The sequence below is a fragment of the Nitrosomonas oligotropha genome, assembly GCF_900106555.1.
Taxonomy (GTDB): domain Bacteria; phylum Pseudomonadota; class Gammaproteobacteria; order Burkholderiales; family Nitrosomonadaceae; genus Nitrosomonas; species Nitrosomonas oligotropha_A.
Genome location: NZ_FNOE01000028.1, coordinates 20,343 through 38,564, shown reverse-complemented (window position 1 = coordinate 38,564; position 18,222 = coordinate 20,343). Strand labels below are relative to the sequence as shown.

Below are 18,222 nucleotides of genomic sequence, written 5' to 3'. Positions count from 1 at the left end.
ACCCGTATCAATCGTCCGCAAACCAACGGGAAAGCTGAGCGGGTTATCCGCACCCTGATGGATATGTGGCACAGCAAGATTCACTTTAAAGACTGTGCCGATCGACGCATTCAGCTTCTCCGTTTCATCAACTTCTACAATACCGTTAAGCCTCATAAGAGTTTGAATAATGCAACCCCTTATGAAATACTCACCGCTTATTTCAATCAACCTTTCTGTAAACAACTCTGAGATTTCTTACAATTAATTTCTACAATACCGTTAAGCCTCATAAGAGTTTGAATAATGCCACCCCTTATGAAATACTCAACACTTATTTCAATCAACCTCTCTGTAAACAACTCTGAGATTTCTTACACATGAGATATTAAACTGGAATCTTAATAAACCAGTTACCATTTATCCGCTTTGGCGAGTCAAGAAAATGAAAAAACTTATAGATCATTAATAGTTCTGCAATTACTATTAGTAGACCCATAGTAAGTGAGTGAATCGCCTTTTCCTGCAAGCGACAGGGTTTTTTCCTCCCCGCTGTGTGGTCGATACATGCCGCCGACGGCGGCTCATCTGGTCGATTGCGTCATTCCCGATGGCCTGTTGTTAATGGATGTTTTCACTGCTGATTAGGTACAAATTTCGTGAATTTCTGATCGTTTGTTAGTGTGTTTGACACTCCATCCGCTTTCCAGTACATTTGCCTCCGATGAAAAAGAGCGTTTATTTTTCCTATACACAAAGGGCTATTTGGGAACACGCTCCCATTTCGCGAAGCCGATCCCAGAAGCATTTCGCATGAATCAATCCATTGTCCACATCGCCGTCGTCGTGCGGGACTACGATGAGGCCCTCGATTTCTACTTGAACAAGTTGGATTTCGTTCTTGTCGAAGATACTTACCTGCCGGAACAGGACAAGCGCTGGGTAGTCGTCTCGCCGCCTGGCTCCGCGGGAACCACTTTATTGCTCGCCAGGGCATCCAAGCCGGGGCAATTGCCGTTCATCGGGAATCAAGCGGGCGGACGAGTCTTCCTGTTCCTTAATACCGACGATTTCTGGAGGGACTACTATCGCATGATCGCCAGAGGCATCACGTTCATCAGGCCGCCCAAGGAAGAGGGCTATGGGGTGGTCGCGGTGTTCGAGGATCTTTACGGGAATCTTTGGGATCTGATTCAATTGAAGAAAGAACACTCCATCGCGAAACGATCAGGTAAGTCGAATCGGTCCAGGATATAAACATATTGAGGCCATTAGCCTAATTCCGAGCGATTGTTTCTTTGCGTTTAAGGCTTTTCGTAATGATTAATTCGTCATCGGATAGATTTGTTATAGTGGGGAGCATTATGGCAATTGCTAATCCATTATTGGTTTGCAAATGCTCAACTGGAGTTTTATTCCAAGCCGCTAGACAGTTGCGTCAGAAGCTGGCGGCTAATGATGTAGTGATAAACGTATTGGAGTCCCTTGCGAAGCCATCGTTTACAATGTAAATATCGCCTTTACTCTGCAACGTTCTTGCTTCAATTCTCCACAGTAAATTGCTGGTGATGTTGTAATCAAAATTGGCGGAGAAACCCCATGTCTTAAACCCGTTGGAAGTATCTGAAGCGATGATCACACCATTTTTGTCATCATAATATTCCGCCCTGATTGCAACAGCAGTTTTTATTGTGGGTGTATATCTCAGAATCATTGTAGGATTAAACCAAATATTCATGACTGAAGAATCTTTGGCTCTTTGCTCAACGCCGCTATCAAAACCAATAGTGGTCGAGAGCCTATCATTCAATTTAAAAATAGCGTAGAAATTATGAAAATAGCGCATTTGCCTCGCACTGTCAGGTTTGTCACTGCCGAGAAAAGTACTGCTATTCAAGGTTACTCTTGGGGAAGGCTTATAAGTAATCTGGGTCCCGAATGCAGGAATAGTATTTCCATCCACTGGTTTGATGTGCTGCCAACCATTCAGAACTAGTGCACTTAAAAACCATTTGTCATTGTCAGAGGTGTAACTGATTTTGGCACCGGATTCAAAATATGGCGTGTTCTCAGCTACCAAGCTTCGAGTTAAAGTCCAATTGTCTTTTCCCACCGCACTTTCAAAGCCGATATGCGAAGGGAAGACACCGACATCCAGCCACAGGTTATTTCCTCCAGGTAACTTTATTCCAGCATTGCCTTCGTAGAGATTTCCTAATATACCGGGCTCAGCCGCATAATTGGCATTCATGTAAGTACCTACTGCCAAAGCAAGATTGGCCCTGATGCTGTCGGTGGTGTATGACCCCTTTATAGAAGCCAAATTTACCGAAACTTCGTTATTTTTGTTGAAGCTATAGATAAACGAAGGCTTGGTGTTATCTATTAGATTATTGAAATCGTAGCTATAATAAGTTTCAGCATAGGCTCCAAAGGTTAATGGAGAAGAGGGGGCATTAATTATAATTTTGTTGCTATCTTGCGGGAAAGCACTTGCGCTTGTCAGCAGACAAGCAACCAACACAATACTTTTCATCTCTATCTTCTAAGCTTCCATCGAATATTCCTTTGGAGGCTAATTAGTTATTCAAGTGATTGAATATAGAGTGAAAAATATAAAAATGCTGTAAATAGATAACGTGTAACTATAAAAAATCCGTAAAATTTGTCGCGGATTTTATATACGCCCAGTGCGTTGGATGGACACTTCGATTGAAGGAATGGTCGCGGCTTTTGCTACTTCAAAATTTCTGAGGTCTAAATGTTAGCAGCGTAAATGTAGAAAGGAAGCAATGCCGCTATATAAATGGCGGAGTAAAAAGAATCATTGATCTGATTTTTCCTAGATCAACAATAAATAGATATGGAATCCGAAAATAGAAGGTTCTTTTTTTATTATATTTTATCGAGCCAGGGACGAAAAAATCGTCAGTCGCCATCTGGAGTTCCTTTAATTTTCTTCAGGCTTTAATGCCGATATTATATCTTCAGGGGGTTAAAAGGTTGGATTATTGCCTAAAACACAGTATTCATGTGAGTCTGAGACATTTCTCAGAACCGACTATTTATATACGAATTCTTTACAGGCAGTAGCTAGTAATTTACAACGTTTTTATGCTGTCTCTTCTAACATTTGTTTTGTGTTTTCGTGAAATTGTTAGAGAAGGAGTAATAGCATGAAACGCATCACAATCGTAATAGGTGCATCGGATATGACGGCAATACGTAAAGTGGTTTTTATCGCGGGTGCAAATAAATTGGTAATTGCTCAGGTACCACATCGAACATGTATCGCTGAACTCGGTGACTGGTACTGTGGGACTCGCATTGCCCAGCGTGAAGATCATATGCGATTGGAAGTTACGTCCGATGACACTCGATATGACGGAGTATTGTCCGCTATTCTTTCCATCGCGCATGCAGCGATGATCGAGAGTATCTCTTCGGGCGTGAACAGGAGAGGCAGCAAGGATTCTTATTTACATTACTGCCCAATATGTGGAACAGAGCACCAAGTCAATCATATCCGCCACACCATGGCTCACGGAAGACCCATAACCTGCGGTGTTACTTGTGAGACACAGAGAAGAAAAAAATGGAAACAGTATGGAAGCATTATTAAGAAAATAACCTTAGTACAATATCGGCAAGTATGTCGGGCAATTCCACCGAAGCGGTCCGTGGAATCCGCGAATCAACTTTCTCCGAGTTTCTTAAAGTAGTAATAAGCAGATAACGCCTAAAGGTAGCAGAGCATTGATTATTCAAGGCTTAGGCGGGTTGCGCTGCCATGCCTTGCCCAGCCCGGCCAGGCGGGTGCGCAAGCTTTTCTGGTCATCAGCCAGTGTGTCCATTACACTCGAGAGCTGCTTTGACTTGAGAATGGCCAACAACATAAGTAGTGCCGTAATCAGCGTGGTGACTAAGAAATAAGTCAGGCGAGTGGAGATGGGTGCGTCGGCCTCAGCAATGAGATTCATGCCGAGCAGGCCAGTAGCCACTGTCCCGATCATGCTGAACGTGGTCACCACGGTGAGGCGGACGATTGTGGTGGATTGCTGGCGCTGCGTGTTGCTGTCGAGATACTGGCTCATGTCCCGCAGATCTTCTTTCACCTCCTGGTACAGGGAATCATTGCTCAGATGTTTGCTGCACAAGCGGTAGAGCGACTGTACGTGGGATCTTTCGGAAAGCTCGTGATACCAGTAACGATGGGTGAAGCGCAAGAAAGCTTCGAAACCGGCGTAAATCCTGCGCCGGAAACGATTTATAGATTGCGGTTCGCGAATATCCAGGTCATGCACCGCATCTGCTATGCGGTTGGAAAATACCAATAGCGAAGCACGATGGAAATGTGTAATCAAAAACAACAAAACATACTGGTGACGGAACTGGGCCAGGATGCCACGTGCCTTATCATGGAAATAATCGTCATGCGCATCTCCAACGACCAGGAAGGCGCGACCGGTGCAGAGGAAACGTGTGTTGGGGCCTGTCTCGGTGTCGGTCCAAAAGCGGTCATAGCAGTAGCGTGACTCGAACTCGGCCACGTCTGGATCATACGTTGGCAACGCCTCATCGGGAGGAAGGGTGGCGACCAAGCCGAGGCGCAACCAGTTTTCCCGATCTATGCCGCGCGGATTGTCCACTGCCAGGAAGGCCATCAATGGCATTCGGTGGTATTCGATCTGGCGGTAGCGCAGGATGCCGGTTTCCTTCGATGGATCCAGCACCAAGGGGCGCAGGAGAAAATCCCAGTGTTCTGAAATACCTGGTGAACGACGCTCGCGGGTGTAGGAGAGAAATTTTTTGTGGTTATCTGAATCTGACACGGCGAGAACTGCACCATCTGCTGACAGCCACTCAGCTCGGTGGACATTATGCTTGCCATGGCCGTTTTCATCCCAGCCTGTAGGGTAGGCGCGGCCAAAACGGTACAGCAAGTCGCATACCCAGGTGAACGGTAGATCGGTGGCGGATAATTCCACCTTGAGAAAAGCTACGCTGATGTCGTCGAAAAACCAGAGTTCGATATGCTCTACATTCAGCGTGATGGGTTCTTCGCCCTCGCGCAGAATCAGTCGCAAGGCGGAAACCCCACATCTTCGGAATATTTTGATTGCCGAACCGCCGGGTAGATCGGACGCATTATCGGACATACGACTGCGGGTTTCGCCATAGATAAAGCGCTGAACATAGGGCAAGAAGGTAACGAATTCCTTGTAGTGCCGTTCATCAAAATCAAGCCCATCCGCTTGAAATCTGTCCTCCAGCCTGCGCCATGGGTTGTCTTTGCCGCCCTGTGCCAACAATTCCCAGTGAGGTTGTGCGTTTCTGGCACCCGCAAGCGGCATCATTTGCACCGGCCAGAAAAGCACCTCGCGAAAATTACGGACAGTATGATCTGAAGTGGTATTGGTCATCATGGATCTAGTTTATAAAAAGTTGAGCAAATCTAACTCGAGTATCATCGCGGGAGAATCGATGGGACTTTCAAACCATTATTGATTGGGGCTCTATAGTTAATAATAGGCAATTGAATTAAGCTGAAAATGGTTCGGAGACTATTGTCTTATACTAACCGATAACCTACCCCGAGTTCAGTAAGCAGAAATTCAGGTTGAGCCGGATTATGCTCTAATTTTTGTCGCAAGTGCCCCATATAGACACGTAGATAATGTGAGCGTTCTGAGTAATTTGGCCCCCACACCGCGAGCATGAGCTGGTTATGTGTCACTACACGTCCACGCACATTGATGAGAGAAAGTAGTAATCGGTATTCAATCGGTGTGAGATGGACATCAACACCGGAACGGGTTACTGCATGAGCTGCAAGGTCAACAATTACGTCGCCAAAGTGCACTATAGGATCACCCTGATTTTCATTCGATTGACGTCGTCGTAAATGGGCTCGGATTCGTGCGATTAGTTCCGGCATGCCGAAAGGTTTGGTCAAATAATCATCAGCTCCTATGTCAAGAGCGGCAACTTTTTCCTCTTCGCGATCGCGGGCAGACAACACGACAATAGGCATTTCCGACCAACCACGAATTTGCCGAATGACTTCTTTTCCTTCGAGATCAGGTAAACCAAGATCAACAATGACAAGATCAGGTTGCCTAGTGGAGGCTTCAATTAAACCCCGCGTACCGCTATCCGCTTCGATGACATCAAAATTTTCTGCTTCCAGAGCTATACGTACGAACCGACGAATCTGATTTTCATCTTCGATAATCAAAATGCGAGGCGCTTTCACAGAAGTTCTTCCGGCATTGGAGCAATACCCAATGGTAGTTTTATCGTGAAACGGGCTCCACTATCGATGCAATTTTCTGCGAAAATTTTTCCGTCGTGAGCTTCTATGATCGCTTTACAGAGCGCCAGCCCCAGGCCAACACCCGGCTTGTTCGATTCGGTTTCCCCGCGCGTGAATTTATCGAATAGCCTGGTTTCTTGGCCGCGAGGCAAGCCAGGCCCGTTATCTTCGATCACAATAGCCATTTCATTATTTTCAGCAGCCGCAGAAATTGTGATTATGCTGCCAGCGGATGTAAACTTGGCGGCGTTGCTCAATAAATTGACAATGACTCGTTGGATTAAAATCGGATCACACTCACATAGGGGCAAGTTGGGAGGAATTGAGATAACCAGTTTATGTGTGGCAAGCACGCGATGCAGTTGCATGCATGCGCTGCCGACGATTTCCTCTATCGATTGCCAATCCTTTTTCAGCTTCACGCCACCAGTTTGTAATCGTGCCATATCGAGCAGATTGGTGACCAGATCAGACATTTGCTGTGCTTCGTTCTGGATAGCAATGGCAAGTTCCTTTTGGGAGTTTTCTGGTAAATTGCTATCGGTAAGTGTACTGGCCAATCCTACCAAAGCAGTCAGTGGAGTACGCAAATCATGTGAGATCGCTGAAAGCAGTGAATTACGCAGCCGTTCTCCTTCCATTAAAACTAAGGCATCCTGCGCGACCTCGACATAGTGAACTCGTTCTAAGGCCAATGCAATTTGTGCTGCGAAGGTATCAAGTAAGCGCTTTTCCTCCGGTTCATCTAGGAAAAGTAAATTTTTTGCTTCCAAAACGAGTACTCCGCGAGTACGCATTGGGGCTTGCAAGGGCAAGTAGTGAGAAACAGCTGCAGACAGCGTCTGTGTACCAAAGCCAGCGGGCAATTGGTGATCGTAGACCCATTGCGCAACAGCAGTATCAACTATCGGTTGAGAAGATGAGGTACCAGCTACTTTGATTTTTTCTTGGCTACTGGGAAGAAATACCGCCACTGATGAATTAAATGTTCCGCTTACATGCCGATTTGCAATCTCGACTACTTGCTCAACGGTTAATGCACCGGACAACTCTTTGGAAAGAGCTGCTAATGCTTGCGCACGTCGTTCGCGTATATTGGCAGTGGTTGCTTCAAATTGCAGTTTTGCCGCAAGCTGTCCGATGATGAGAGCGATCAATAGCATCAGGGTGAAAGTGAAAAAATACTGCACATCGGAAACAACAAATGAGAATCGCGGGGGTACAAAGAAAAAATCGAACAATAAGACTGACAATGCTGCTGCCCATGCACCAGCCCCTCGACCGAATCTGATTGAAACACCCACAACCGTCAACAAGAGCAACATGACAACATTTGATAAGTCAAATATGCGCAACAATCCTGCAGCCAATATAGTCGTTACTCCGCAAGCGGCTGTGGCCCAAGCATAGTTCCACCATTTCATTGTGCCCATGTTAATTACCCGGCTCCTAATCTGAGAGGGTTTATCGTTACCTACGACATAGATATCAATATCAGGGGAGAATCGAGCAAGTGTATCGATAAAACGTGGATGCCATTGTTGATACCACGGCAGATCTGTAGGATGGCCGACGACAAGTTTATTGGCATTTCGGCTTTTTGAATAAGCAATCAATGTGGCAATTAAATCACTGCCAGCCAGCGTAGCTGTTTCTGCACCGAGTTCTTCAGCGAGCTTGAGGTGATCAAGAATGCGTTGCCGATCAGTCTTAGATAAACGTTGAAGTGCTGGTGTTTCAACATATACTGCTAGCCAGTCGGCTTTCAGCTCATTCGCCAAGCGAGCGGCGCTGCGCACCAGTTTGTCACCAATCGAGCCGGGCCCGATACAGGCAATAATACGTTCACGTGCCTGCCAAACATTAGCGATTGCATGATCGGCACGATAGGCGCGCATCTGTAAATCAACACGATCAGCCGTGCGCCTCAAAGCGAGTTCGCGCAATGCAATCAGATTGCCTTTACGAAAGAAATTTTTGGCCGCATGCTCAACTTGCTCAGGTATATAAACTTTGCCTTCTTTGAGCCGTTCCAATAATTCGTCCGGTGGCAGATCAACTAATGTCACCTCATCGGCGCTATCAAAAAAGCGATCTGGAATTGTTTCCCAGATGCGGATGCCGGTAATACCGCCAACCACATCATTCAAACTCTCAAGGTGTTGAACGTTCAGTGTGGTATAAACATTGATTCCATTCACTAATAGCTCATCAACATCCTGCCAGCGTTTCACATGCCTTGAGCCCTCGATGTTAGTGTGTGCCAGTTCATCGACGATGATTAACTGCGGCGCCCGTTGTAATGCAGTATCAATATCTAACTCGGCAAGTGATTTTCCCCGGTAATTAATTTTGCGTAATGGCAATACTTCCGGGAATTTTTCCAAAAGCTTAATGGTTTCACTTCGCCCATGAGTCTCAACCACTCCGATAACAACATCGATTCCCTCAGCTATCCGTTGCTGCGCAGCATTGAGCATAGCGTATGTTTTACCCACTCCGGCACAAGCACCGATGAAGATTTTTAATTTACCTCGCTGTGCAGCAATTTCTTCTCTTTTTATTTCCGCTAGCAATCGATCGGGATCAGGGCGCTCTTCATTCATTATTTTTCCAATGCATCCAGGGCTAAGTTAAGGCGTAGGACATTGACACGCGAATCACCCAATAGACCCCACTGTGGCGTTTCAATCGATCGATCAACCAGTGATTTGACTATCGCCGTATCGGTGTTGCGAGCTGCTGCAACGCGTTCGATTTGGTAATACGCTGCAGCGGGTGAAATATGGGAATCCAGGCCACTTGCTGACGCAGTCACGAGATCGGTTGGGATTTTTTCCTCTTTTTCTGGGTGATTTGCACGCAGATTTTTAATACGCTCATTGACCGCCTCTATCAATGCCGGATTGGTTGGCCCCAGATTTGAACCACCTGAATTTGACGCGTTGTATGGCATGGGAGAAGTTGCAGAAGGCCGACTCCAAAAGTAAGTAGACCCAGAAAAGCTTTGCCCAATAAGAGTGGAACCGATAATTTCATCACCTCGCTTAAGCAAACTGCCAGCGGCTTGCTCGGGGAAAGCGATTTGCGCAATACCGGTAACTGCAAGTGGATAGAGTAAGCCAGTGACGAGTGATATTAAAATAAATAGCGTAATGGCTGGGCGAATCAGATTTTTCATCATAACTCCTGATTTGTGGCTAAACGAGGCCTAAAAAAACTAACATGACATCAATTAGTTTGATGCCGACAAATGGAACGAGCAAACCACCCAGACCATAAATCAGTAAATTTTTTCGTAATAGCGAAGCAGCACCCAATGCCTGATATTTCACACCTTTAAGCGCCAATGGGATTAGAAACACAATAATGACTGCATTGAAGATCACCGCCGCAAGAATCGCCGATGCAGGCGTGTTTAGATGCATGATATCGAGCATCTTTAATTGTGGATACGTGGTGGCAAATGCTGCGGGAATGATTGCGAAGTACTTGGCGACATCGTTTGCGACTGAGAAAGTTGTCAATGCTCCACGTGTCATTAACATTTGCTTTCCGGTTTCAACGATTTCGATCAGTTTAGTTGGATTAGAATCTAGATCAACCATATTCCCTGCTTCTTTTGCTGCCTGGGTGCCGGAGTTCATGGCAACAGCGACATCAGCCTGCGCTAGAGCAGGCGCATCATTGGTGCCATCACCGGTCATAGCAACCAGCCGCCCTTGTGCCTGATATTCCCGAATCAACTTCAGCTTGTCTTCGGGTTTGGCTTCAGCGAGAAAATCGTCAACACCAGATTCAGCGGCAATCGCAGCGGCAGTTAAGCGATTGTCACCCGTGATCATCACTGTTTTGATGCCCATTTTTCGCAATTCGCTAAAGCGCTCTCTAATACCACCTTTAACGATATCCTTGAGTTCAATTACACCGAGTACGCGAGCGCCATCGGCCACGACTAAAGGAGTGCTGCCACGACGTGATACTTGATCAACTAGCACTTCGATACTGCCAGGGAAAGTACCCCCTAGGTTTTCGATATAGGCACGAATTGTATCTGCTGCGCCTTTTCTGATCTTGCGATCACCAAAGTCTACGCCGGACATGCGTGTTTGCGCAGTAAAAGGAACGAATATTGCATTATGCAATTCACGACCGCGCAACCCAAAATCTTGTTTTGCAAGTACTACGATGGATCGGCCCTCTGGTGTCTCATCGGCCAGCGATGCGAGTTGCGCGGCATCAGCTAATTCTTTAATCTGAACATTGGTTGCTGGTAAGAAAGCGGATGCTTGTCGATTACCCAGCGTGATTGTTCCCGTCTTGTCGAGCAGCAATACATCCACATCGCCAGCGGCTTCAACGGCACGCCCAGAAGTAGCAATCACGTTCACTTGCATCATTCTGCTCATTCCAGCTACACCAATCGCTGACAGCAAGCCGCCGATTGTCGTCGGAATAAGACAAACCAGGAGTGCAACTAAAACGGTAATGGATACGGGGGAACCCGATCCTGCTGACTTAATACTATAGATTGAAAACGGTAATAGCGTTACGCATACGAATAAAAATATCAGTGTGAGCGTAATGAGCAAAATAGTTAGCGCTATCTCATTTGGCGTTTTCTTACGTTTGGCGTTTTCTACCATTGCAATCATGCGATCCAGGAATGCCTCTCCTGGATTGGCTGTCACGCGAATTACCAGCCAATCCGATAGGATGCGCGTACCGCCAGTAACTGCTGAGAAATCGCCACCCGATTCGCGGATAACAGGTGCAGATTCGCCGGTGATGGCGGATTCATCAACAGAAGCAACGCCCTCAATGACCTCTCCATCAGCCGGAATGAAATCGCCTGCTTCAATGAGCACGATATCGCCTTTTCGTAGCGATATGGAGTCGATAGCCGTAATTTTTGCATCGTGCTTAGGTTCAGCTAATTTCTTTGCAATAATATTCTTCCGCGCACCGCGCAAGGCTGCTGCCTGAGCTTTGCCTCGACCCTCAGCGAGTGCTTCCGCAAAATTGGCGAATAAAACGGTAAACCATAGCCATGCAGCTATTGTAAAAATAAATCCCGCTGGTGCTTCGCCATGGCCAACGAGGGCATCAATACCCAATATCGTCGTGAGGACACTACCAACCCAGACTATAAACATCACCGGATTACGCCATTGCGCTTGTGGGGTAAGTTTCTTGAACGCATTAATGAGCGCCGGTTTAATCAATACCGGGTCGAATAATGGAAGGCGGCGTGTTTTCTTCATAATAAGTGCTCCTACCCGTTAGCGAGTAAACAATTGCAAGTGTTCGGCGATGGGGCCAAGTGCTAGTGCTGGGATATAGTTAAGCGCCCCGATAAGGATTACTGTGCTGATGAGCAATACGACGAATAATGGCCCATGTGTGGGTAATGTTCCGCTCGTTACAGTAAGTTTTGGTTTTGCTGCTAATTTTCCGGCAATGGCTAGTACGGGAATGATGACACCGAATCGCCCAAACCACATCGCGATAGCAAGCAGAATGTTGTAAAAAGATGTATTAGCAGAAAGTCCTGCAAACGCAGATCCATTGTTGTTTCCAGCCGAAGTGAATGCATACAGCACTTCGGAGAGTCCATGTGCGCCAGGATTGGCTATGCTTGCCTTGCCTACCTCAGTAACAACGGCGATTGCGGTACCGCCGAGCACCAGCAATGGTACAACTAGGATCGCTATCGACACCATTTTCATCTCGAATACGCCGATCTTCTTACCTAAATATTCCGGTGTGCGTCCGATCATCAATCCCGATAAAAAAACGGCGAGTATGGCGAATATGAGCATTCCATATAATCCCGCACCAACACCACCAAATACAACTTCACCCAGCATCATCAATCCCATCGGAATTAAACCGCCCAATGGCAGAAAACTATCATGCATTGCATTGACAGCTCCACAAGAAGCTGCTGTTGTGACTGTCGCAAATAATGCGGAAGAAATGATGCCAAACCGGATTTCCTTACCTTCAAGATTGCCCATTGAGCCATCCACACCCAGTTGGGTGATAAGTGGATTCGAGTGGGATTCAGACCACAGCGCAACGGCTGCCAGCGCAATGAATAGCGTGGTCATCGCAGCGAGAATCGTCCATCCTTGCCGCTGATCCCCGACCATTTGACCAAAAGCAAAGCACAGTGCGGCCGGAATCAGGAAGATACTGATCATCTCCAGGAAATTAGTGAGCGGTGTTGGGTTCTCAAAAGGGTGCGCTGAGTTTGCATTGAAAAAACCGCCACCGTTGGTACCGATCAATTTAATTGCTTCCTGCGATGCGACAGGCCCCATCGCAATTGTTTGTTTATCTGTTTTGATTGTTTCCGTGATCACGTTTCTATGGTCATCTTGCAACGGCTGACCATCAAGATTGTTTTTCGGTACCGCATATTCAAGCGGCTCTATCAGCTTGACATCTTGATAAGCATTGAAATTCTGAATAACTCCTTGATTTACTAGAACTAATGCAAACACAAAAGCTAATGGTAATAGCACATAGAATATTGCACGTGATAAGTCGAGCCAGGCATTGCCGATACCAGCAGCATTCCTTCGCGTAAAGCCACGAATCAATGCGATAACTACTGCAATTCCGGTTGCTGCTGATGCAAAATTCTGTACTGTCAATGCGAGCATCTGTGTCAGATAACTCATCGTCGATTCGCCGCCATAACCTTGCCAGTTAGTATTGGTGACAAATGATATTGCTGTATTGAAAGCCGAGTCTGAAGAAACATCGCCGAGTGATTGAGGATTCAGAGGCAATTCACTCTGAAACCGTTGTAAGCCATACACAACAACCACGCCTATAACATTGAATAGCACGATAGCTGTTGCATAACGCTGCCATGGCATATCTTCTGCTGGATTAGTGCCAATTAAACGACAGAATCCATACTCAAATTTATCCAGCCAAATGAAGCGGCGTGTTAGCTGCTCATCAAATATGCTGGCGAGATAGCGGCCTAAAGGCCAGGCAACGGCAAAGAGGGCAATAAGAAATAAACCGATTTGTATCCAAAGTGAGGTATTCATGCCACATCCTCAGCGTTGAATAATGCGTAGAGCAGATATATGAACAATAAGACAGCAAGAATACCGGTTAGCCAATAAATCCAGTTCATCTTTTATTCCTCATGATAGTAGTTGGCGATCAACTCTATGGTCAATTACAGACAAAATGACAAAACAAAGACAATCATTAATATCCATTTACTTTCTCAAAAAGTTATCTACTTGTGCAGTATGAACAATCGTGTGTAAAAATGAAGTTGAATTGAAGGGATAAAGCGTAAAAATAATGTAAAAATTTATTTGATTGAGTATTGGCAATATTTCTGATTAGCAGTTTGATCAGTAATCAGAAATCATCAAAAAAACTCCATTAGATTTCCTATACCATGTGGTATCAGGCACGGAGATTTAGGTGACGAAGTAGTTGAAGTCATCGTCAATATGTCAATCTAGCTGCAATGTTTTTTCCAAGCATGGAATCATCTCCTGAGGCAGATCAATGAACAAATTCATAGGGGCGATTCCAACATTGACCTAACATTGCGCTCAACCGGAGTCGCGGTTATCATGCGATTTTATTTTCAGTCGAGGTGCCTGATGACAACGGTCAGACCATTCCTCATGTTCTAAAACAGCAGTGCGCAAACCGCACTGGATCTGTACTTCGCTACGCTTCCTGATTCCCGCATGGTACGAGTCGAGCGTTATGCTCAAGGTGAGGCTGGTCCGGCTGGTTCTATCAAAGTCGCAGTGTTCACACTTTGTGGCCGCGAGTTCATGTGCTCCGACAGTCCGATCATGCATGGCTTCACGTTCACGCCTTCGAGTTCTACTTTCGTGGAGTTTGATTCAATAGAGGAGTTAGAACGCGTATTTGGCATTCTCTCAGATGGTGGCCAAGTCCTGATGCCATTGGGCAACTATGGCTTCAGTCAGTGATTCGGTTGGGTCAATGATCGGTTTGGTGTGCCCTGGCAGCTGAACTTCTCCGCCTGACTCAGACGTTAGTGCCTTGAAGGCTACACACGAATCCTCGAGCCATTGGAGAAATGAGAATGTCTAAGCATCGGATTTTTAGTACAGCCTTTTCTAAGATATATCCGCTGTATGTTCAAAAGGCGGAGAATAAGAATCGCTCGAAAGATGACGTGGACCAAATCATCTGCTGGTTGACTGGCTACAATCAGACAGGCTTGAAAGAGCAGATCGAACAACACAGCGACTTCGAAACATTCTTTGCTAAAGCTCCCGCTATTAATCCAAAAACTTCGCTCATCAAAGGCGTAGTTTGTGGTGTGCGCGTGGAGGAGATCGAAGATCCGCTAATGCAGAAGATACGATATTTGGATAAGCTAGTTGACGAGCTTGCGAAAGGAAAAGCGCTGGAGAAGATCCTGCGGTGAAGATCCACGCTAACAATTCATTCAAGCCGAACCCCGCTTCGCTACACCAAACAAATGGCAGGTGAAGCTTGTCATGTGTTTGAGGCTTCCGCTACGCACGTCGGTTTAACTCAGGCGTTAGGCGCACGAAATCTATTTAGGAACTGCATACAAGAATGAAAACTCAGTACTTCACGGCAACAAGTCTCGACGGTTTCATTGCTACTGAGAATGATTCACTTGATTGGTTGTTTCCGCTTGGCGACCTGAATGACTCAAGCTATCCAAAGTTCATTTTAGATGTGGGCGCGTTGGCAATGGGATCAGCGACTTACGAATGGATGGTGCGCAACGCAGAAAAGATTGCCGCTGAGACTGGTTCAACGTGGCCGTATGTTCAGCCAGCCTGGATATTCTCTAGTCGCAAGCTTCCAATAATCGAAGGTGCGAACATCCGATTCGTCACTGGAGATGTGCAACATGTCCACACTGAAATGCGAGTTGCTGCTGGTACCAAAAACATCTGGATAGTTGGCGGCGGAGATCTCGTGGGCCAGTTCTATGATGCTGGCTTATTGGACGAACTTATCATCCAAGTTGGTTCGGCTACTCTCGGCAAGGGTAAACCGCTTTTCCCTCGAAGAGTGCTAAGCCCAGTTCTGTGCCTGATGTCTGTTCATCAGATGGGTTCTGGCATGGTTGAGTTGCGTTATAAAGTAAACAAAGGTGATCTAAGTGTAGATTCATTAAAGATAATAAAATTAAAGTGAAAACAATGGATTGAGAATAACTAGTGTACTGTTTTGTTAATGGCTTTGCATTACGTTGCTATATTCACGGTATCCAATCAGCAAGTGATTGATATCATTGAAATTGTCGATGAGGTTCAGAGGAGCATGGAATTCTCATTGTTCATGGAAGAATTGAAGAGCAGAAAAGCTTCTTCTGCGAGTGGTCAAAACAGCGATACATTTTAATGGGATGAATGGATAATTTCGGGAGTGCTAAACCGAGAGGGGTGCAGCGGAAGAGCGCGGCGTCTTCCTTGCCAAGAGAGCGCTGTATTACAGCACACATCTTGCGGTTCTTCCGAGAAGAATCCGGAAAAAGTTAGATTCCTACGTTTAGGGGTTGAGAGACGAGTCAATCGAAACAATTAGTTCTGTATTAGTCGCAAAAGGCTACCGTCGGGATCAATTAACGCCCCAATTTTGCCACCCCAAGCTTCGATTGTCGGCGAATGGAGCCGTGGGTGACCGTCATTTTTCTCAGAGAGTCCTGCAGTCTTACAAAGTGCGCAAAACGCATCAATATCATCCAGCCTTAAGCAGCAGCTGAACCAACTCGTCAAGGGATCAAGCTCATGGTGAGAAAAGAACTCCAGTACGATGCCCTCCCATTCAAGGATCATCCAATCGTCATCACGCCACGTCTCGACAAAGCCAAGACGAGTGTAAAAGCGTGACGTTACGTCAAAGCACCGGGAGGGAAGGTTCGGCGTCGCGTAGCTGCTCATATTGGCTCCTTCAAGTTTTGTCTAGCTTTATAAAAGTATTGGGTTGATGTCAGGTTATAACCGCGGAGCGGATATTGCCTTCATCATCTCTGTATCTCGAACTTTACACGTAGGTCATAAAATCCCTGAGAAAATAACCGTCTCGTTATTTTTGCATTTTACCGTTATTGGGAAATAAGTAATTTTGCCTTCTGGCACAACGTCCACCCAACAAATATCTCAGTAGCGGCTTCTGATGCTTGCCTACTGTAGCAAGTTCATCTCTCTTGTCAACATAACCCATTCTTTAGGTTACCCTTATAGTAGTGTTGTGCTGCTTCAATCGGGGCAGTCCATTTTCTATTAGAAACTTAACTAATTGCTCACGAAATTTATGGATTCTTTGGCAATTTTCATTATCGAAACTCGTTGAAGCGGTACTAAATTGAGATAGTTTCATCAAGACTATTTTTGACTCCCGTGTTTCCCTCTTTCCGGCGGCTGGGCTAGGAGGCGCATATCTTCCGATTATCGCCCTGCACGTATCAAACAATTGTCCCAAATCGCATACAAATATAACTCGACTTTTTCAACAACTCTCGTAGTCGCTTTGTAAGTGAGATATGTGAGAGGGCGGAGCTTCATTCATTTCACGAAGAGCGCTTGCCGGCGCGTGCCTGTTGTTTCCTCATCCAAATGATAATTCCGGTAACTGACAGCATCGCGATGACGAGACCTAGCGCGCATACGAAAATACGATACGATAGTCCGAAAATATTCGCCATATGCAAGGCATAAAGCCAGCTGGTCACAGTATTGCCGTTGTATTGACCGCTCGGCAATAAAACCAGCTTGAACTCACCTGTGTCAGCATCAAAAAACACACGTGTGCCGCCCCGTCTGTCCTGAATGTCGCGTGAACTCCGGGCGACATAATGATAGATACCACGCTCACGATCCAGTATTAATGCAACAACCCGTTCGACAGTGAAGTCATGAGCCTTTTCCTGTTCGGCCATTAGCTGCTCGCCAATCATTTGCGCCTGACGCCAACCTACTTTGGGTTCTTCCAATACTTTATTTAGTTTGGGAAACTCGGTCCAAGGCGCTTTGTAATCGAATACAGTACGGGTCGTCCAGGTATATACCGTGTCCCATAAATTCATATACACGCTAGACCAGGCAAAGATGAATAAAACCAGCCAAAGCCACAAGCCGCTGGCACGGTGTAGATCGAAATTGAGTTTGTATCGACTCGATTTCCAGCGGATTTTCCAGGCTGGCTGCCAACGCAGCCAGATGTTTTTATTTTCCGCTCCTACTGGGAGAGAGGTCAGGGGGGAAGGTGGTTTACGCCTTTGGGGCAATGTCAGATAAAAGCCGATAAAACAATCGAGCGTCCAGATCAATGCGCAAGTACCAAGGATCCACATACCAAAATTGCCCAGTGCTAGGTTGTAGTGCATTTTGTAAATAAAGGGCATGAAGTTGATCATGCCTTCGGAAATCGCACCAAACTGACGCTTGCCTAACTCTTCTCCGGTATAAGGATCAACCAGCAGTTGATCAAATCCAAGTTCGCTCAATTGACCGCTGCTATCTGGCCGAGCATTCATGCTAATCACGGTAGATTCCTCATTGGCTTCCATTAAAACCGCGTTTACCTGGCCGTATGGAACCCGTAGTTGTGCTAATTCCGCGAGCGTAGCTATATCCAATTTGTTTTCCAAAACCTGCTTGGGATAGAGCTGAGGATTGATCAAGCGTTCCAGTTCAGGATAAAATGCCAGCAAACTCCCTGTTACTGCCACGATAATCAGAAATGCAGCCATACTCAGTCCTGCCCAACGGTGGATTAGAACCCAAAACTGACGTGTCATTGCTTCTCCTGTACTAGAGTTTCTTGATATATATCTACTATCTTTAAACAACCTAAACCGGACATGTTTTTTTATTTCTTGAGGCACCTGTCAGGTTAGTTGCGCAGAGCATGCAACCCTA

General features: G+C 46.0%; 15 protein-coding genes and 1 pseudogene. 5 read left to right on the top strand and 11 right to left on the bottom strand.

Features of this window, described 5'->3' with window-relative positions; genetic code table 11:
- Positions 1-6 precede the first annotated feature (6 nt).
- Together BLU57_RS16930 and BLU57_RS12760 are read left to right on the top strand one after the other, a co-directional pair.
- Complete coding sequence (locus BLU57_RS16930; RefSeq protein ID WP_176776449.1) at positions 7-231, top strand: integrase core domain-containing protein; 225 nt, start codon at positions 7-9, stop codon at positions 229-231.
- A 561-nt stretch (positions 232-792) separates the two neighbouring features.
- Positions 793-1,236, top strand: a complete 444-nt coding sequence (locus BLU57_RS12760) for a VOC family protein (protein WP_090321566.1) — start codon at positions 793-795, stop codon at positions 1,234-1,236.
- A gap of 181 nt (positions 1,237-1,417) precedes the next feature.
- On the opposite strand, the gene BLU57_RS12755 is transcribed toward BLU57_RS12760, so the two are convergent.
- From BLU57_RS12755 to kdpF, 8 genes are all read right to left on the bottom strand, one after another.
- Positions 1,418-2,515 carry a porin gene (locus BLU57_RS12755; protein ID WP_090321563.1) on the bottom strand — a complete coding sequence of 366 codons (1,098 nt, stop codon included), beginning with the start codon at positions 2,513-2,515 and terminating at the stop codon, positions 1,418-1,420.
- Positions 2,516-3,743: 1,228 nt separating this feature from the next.
- Positions 3,744-5,405, bottom strand: a complete 1,662-nt coding sequence (locus BLU57_RS12745) for a magnesium transporter CorA family protein (protein ID WP_090321560.1) — start codon at positions 5,403-5,405, stop codon at positions 3,744-3,746.
- A 146-nt stretch (positions 5,406-5,551) separates the two neighbouring features.
- Complete coding sequence (locus BLU57_RS12740; protein ID WP_090321557.1) at positions 5,552-6,235, bottom strand: response regulator; 684 nt, start codon at positions 6,233-6,235, stop codon at positions 5,552-5,554.
- Complete coding sequence (locus BLU57_RS12735) at positions 6,232-8,901, bottom strand: sensor histidine kinase (RefSeq protein ID WP_090321555.1); 2,670 nt, start codon at positions 8,899-8,901, stop codon at positions 6,232-6,234. The genes BLU57_RS12740 and BLU57_RS12735 overlap by 4 nt, the downstream gene beginning before the upstream one ends.
- Positions 8,901-9,476, bottom strand: coding sequence for a potassium-transporting ATPase subunit KdpC (gene kdpC, locus BLU57_RS12730; RefSeq protein ID WP_090321551.1), 576 nt, complete (start codon positions 9,474-9,476; stop codon positions 8,901-8,903). Before kdpC ends, BLU57_RS12735 begins: the two co-directional genes overlap by 1 nt.
- 19 nt (positions 9,477-9,495) lie before the next feature.
- Positions 9,496-11,559 (bottom strand): potassium-transporting ATPase subunit KdpB, encoded by a 2,064-nt coding sequence (kdpB, locus tag BLU57_RS12725; protein ID WP_090321548.1) that lies wholly within the window; start codon positions 11,557-11,559, stop codon positions 9,496-9,498.
- Between the two features lie 18 nt (positions 11,560-11,577).
- A complete protein-coding gene (gene kdpA / locus BLU57_RS12720) occupies positions 11,578-13,365 on the bottom strand; it encodes a potassium-transporting ATPase subunit KdpA (RefSeq protein ID WP_090321545.1) in 1,788 nt (595 codons plus the stop codon).
- Positions 13,362-13,454: a K(+)-transporting ATPase subunit F gene (kdpF, locus tag BLU57_RS16925; protein ID WP_090321543.1), complete on the bottom strand. Its 93-nt coding sequence runs from the start codon at positions 13,452-13,454 to the stop codon at positions 13,362-13,364. Before kdpF ends, kdpA begins: the two co-directional genes overlap by 4 nt.
- Positions 13,455-13,989: 535 nt before the next feature.
- Here kdpF and BLU57_RS16920 point away from each other — a divergent pair.
- From BLU57_RS16920 to BLU57_RS12700, 3 genes and pseudogenes are all read left to right on the top strand, one after another.
- Positions 13,990-14,283: pseudogene (locus BLU57_RS16920) on the top strand (VOC family protein); the annotation flags it as partial.
- A gap of 116 nt (positions 14,284-14,399) precedes the next feature.
- A complete protein-coding gene (locus BLU57_RS12705) occupies positions 14,400-14,747 on the top strand; it encodes a DUF2200 domain-containing protein (protein ID WP_090321537.1) in 348 nt (115 codons plus the stop codon).
- Positions 14,748-14,902: 155 nt separating this feature from the next.
- On the top strand, positions 14,903-15,496 hold the full coding sequence (locus BLU57_RS12700; RefSeq protein ID WP_090321534.1) for a dihydrofolate reductase family protein: 594 nt from the start codon (positions 14,903-14,905) through the stop codon (positions 15,494-15,496).
- A 386-nt stretch (positions 15,497-15,882) separates the two neighbouring features.
- Here BLU57_RS12700 and BLU57_RS12695 read toward each other — a convergent pair whose 3' ends face one another.
- The 3 genes from BLU57_RS12695 to BLU57_RS12690 all read right to left on the bottom strand — a co-directional run bounded on the left by BLU57_RS12695 (position 15,883) and on the right by BLU57_RS12690 (position 18,101).
- Complete coding sequence (locus BLU57_RS12695; RefSeq protein WP_090321531.1) at positions 15,883-16,242, bottom strand: bleomycin resistance protein; 360 nt, start codon at positions 16,240-16,242, stop codon at positions 15,883-15,885.
- Between the two features lie 114 nt (positions 16,243-16,356).
- The gene (locus BLU57_RS16915; protein WP_218131669.1) at positions 16,357-16,449 is read right to left on the bottom strand and encodes a DUF1428 domain-containing protein; all 93 of its coding nucleotides are present in this window, start codon (positions 16,447-16,449) and stop codon (positions 16,357-16,359) included.
- Between the two features lie 422 nt (positions 16,450-16,871).
- Positions 16,872-18,101 (bottom strand): PepSY-associated TM helix domain-containing protein, encoded by a 1,230-nt coding sequence (locus BLU57_RS12690; RefSeq protein WP_090321528.1) that lies wholly within the window; start codon positions 18,099-18,101, stop codon positions 16,872-16,874.
- Positions 18,102-18,222: the final 121 nt, after the last annotated feature.

Bases quoted from the DNA above. Each gene is read 5' to 3' on its own strand.
- BLU57_RS12760 (WP_090321566.1), top strand. From the start codon at position 793: ATGAATCAATCCATTGTCCACATCGCCGTCGTCGTGCGGGACTACGAT.
- BLU57_RS12755 (WP_090321563.1), bottom strand. From the start codon at position 2,515: ATGAAAAGTATTGTGTTGGTTGCTTGTCTGCTGACAAGCGCAAGTGCT.
- BLU57_RS12745 (WP_090321560.1), bottom strand. From the start codon at position 5,405: ATGATGACCAATACCACTTCAGATCATACTGTCCGTAATTTTCGCGAG.
- BLU57_RS12735 (WP_090321555.1), bottom strand. From the start codon at position 8,901: ATGAATGAAGAGCGCCCTGATCCCGATCGATTGCTAGCGGAAATAAAA.
- kdpC (WP_090321551.1), bottom strand. From the start codon at position 9,476: ATGAAAAATCTGATTCGCCCAGCCATTACGCTATTTATTTTAATATCA.
- kdpB (WP_090321548.1), bottom strand. From the start codon at position 11,559: ATGAAGAAAACACGCCGCCTTCCATTATTCGACCCGGTATTGATTAAA.
- kdpA (WP_090321545.1), bottom strand. From the start codon at position 13,365: ATGAATACCTCACTTTGGATACAAATCGGTTTATTTCTTATTGCCCTC.
- kdpF (WP_090321543.1), bottom strand. From the start codon at position 13,454: ATGAACTGGATTTATTGGCTAACCGGTATTCTTGCTGTCTTATTGTTC.
- BLU57_RS12705 (WP_090321537.1), top strand. From the start codon at position 14,400: ATGTCTAAGCATCGGATTTTTAGTACAGCCTTTTCTAAGATATATCCG.
- BLU57_RS12700 (WP_090321534.1), top strand. From the start codon at position 14,903: ATGAAAACTCAGTACTTCACGGCAACAAGTCTCGACGGTTTCATTGCT.
- BLU57_RS12695 (WP_090321531.1), bottom strand. From the start codon at position 16,242: ATGAGCAGCTACGCGACGCCGAACCTTCCCTCCCGGTGCTTTGACGTA.
- BLU57_RS12690 (WP_090321528.1), bottom strand. From the start codon at position 18,101: ATGACACGTCAGTTTTGGGTTCTAATCCACCGTTGGGCAGGACTGAGT.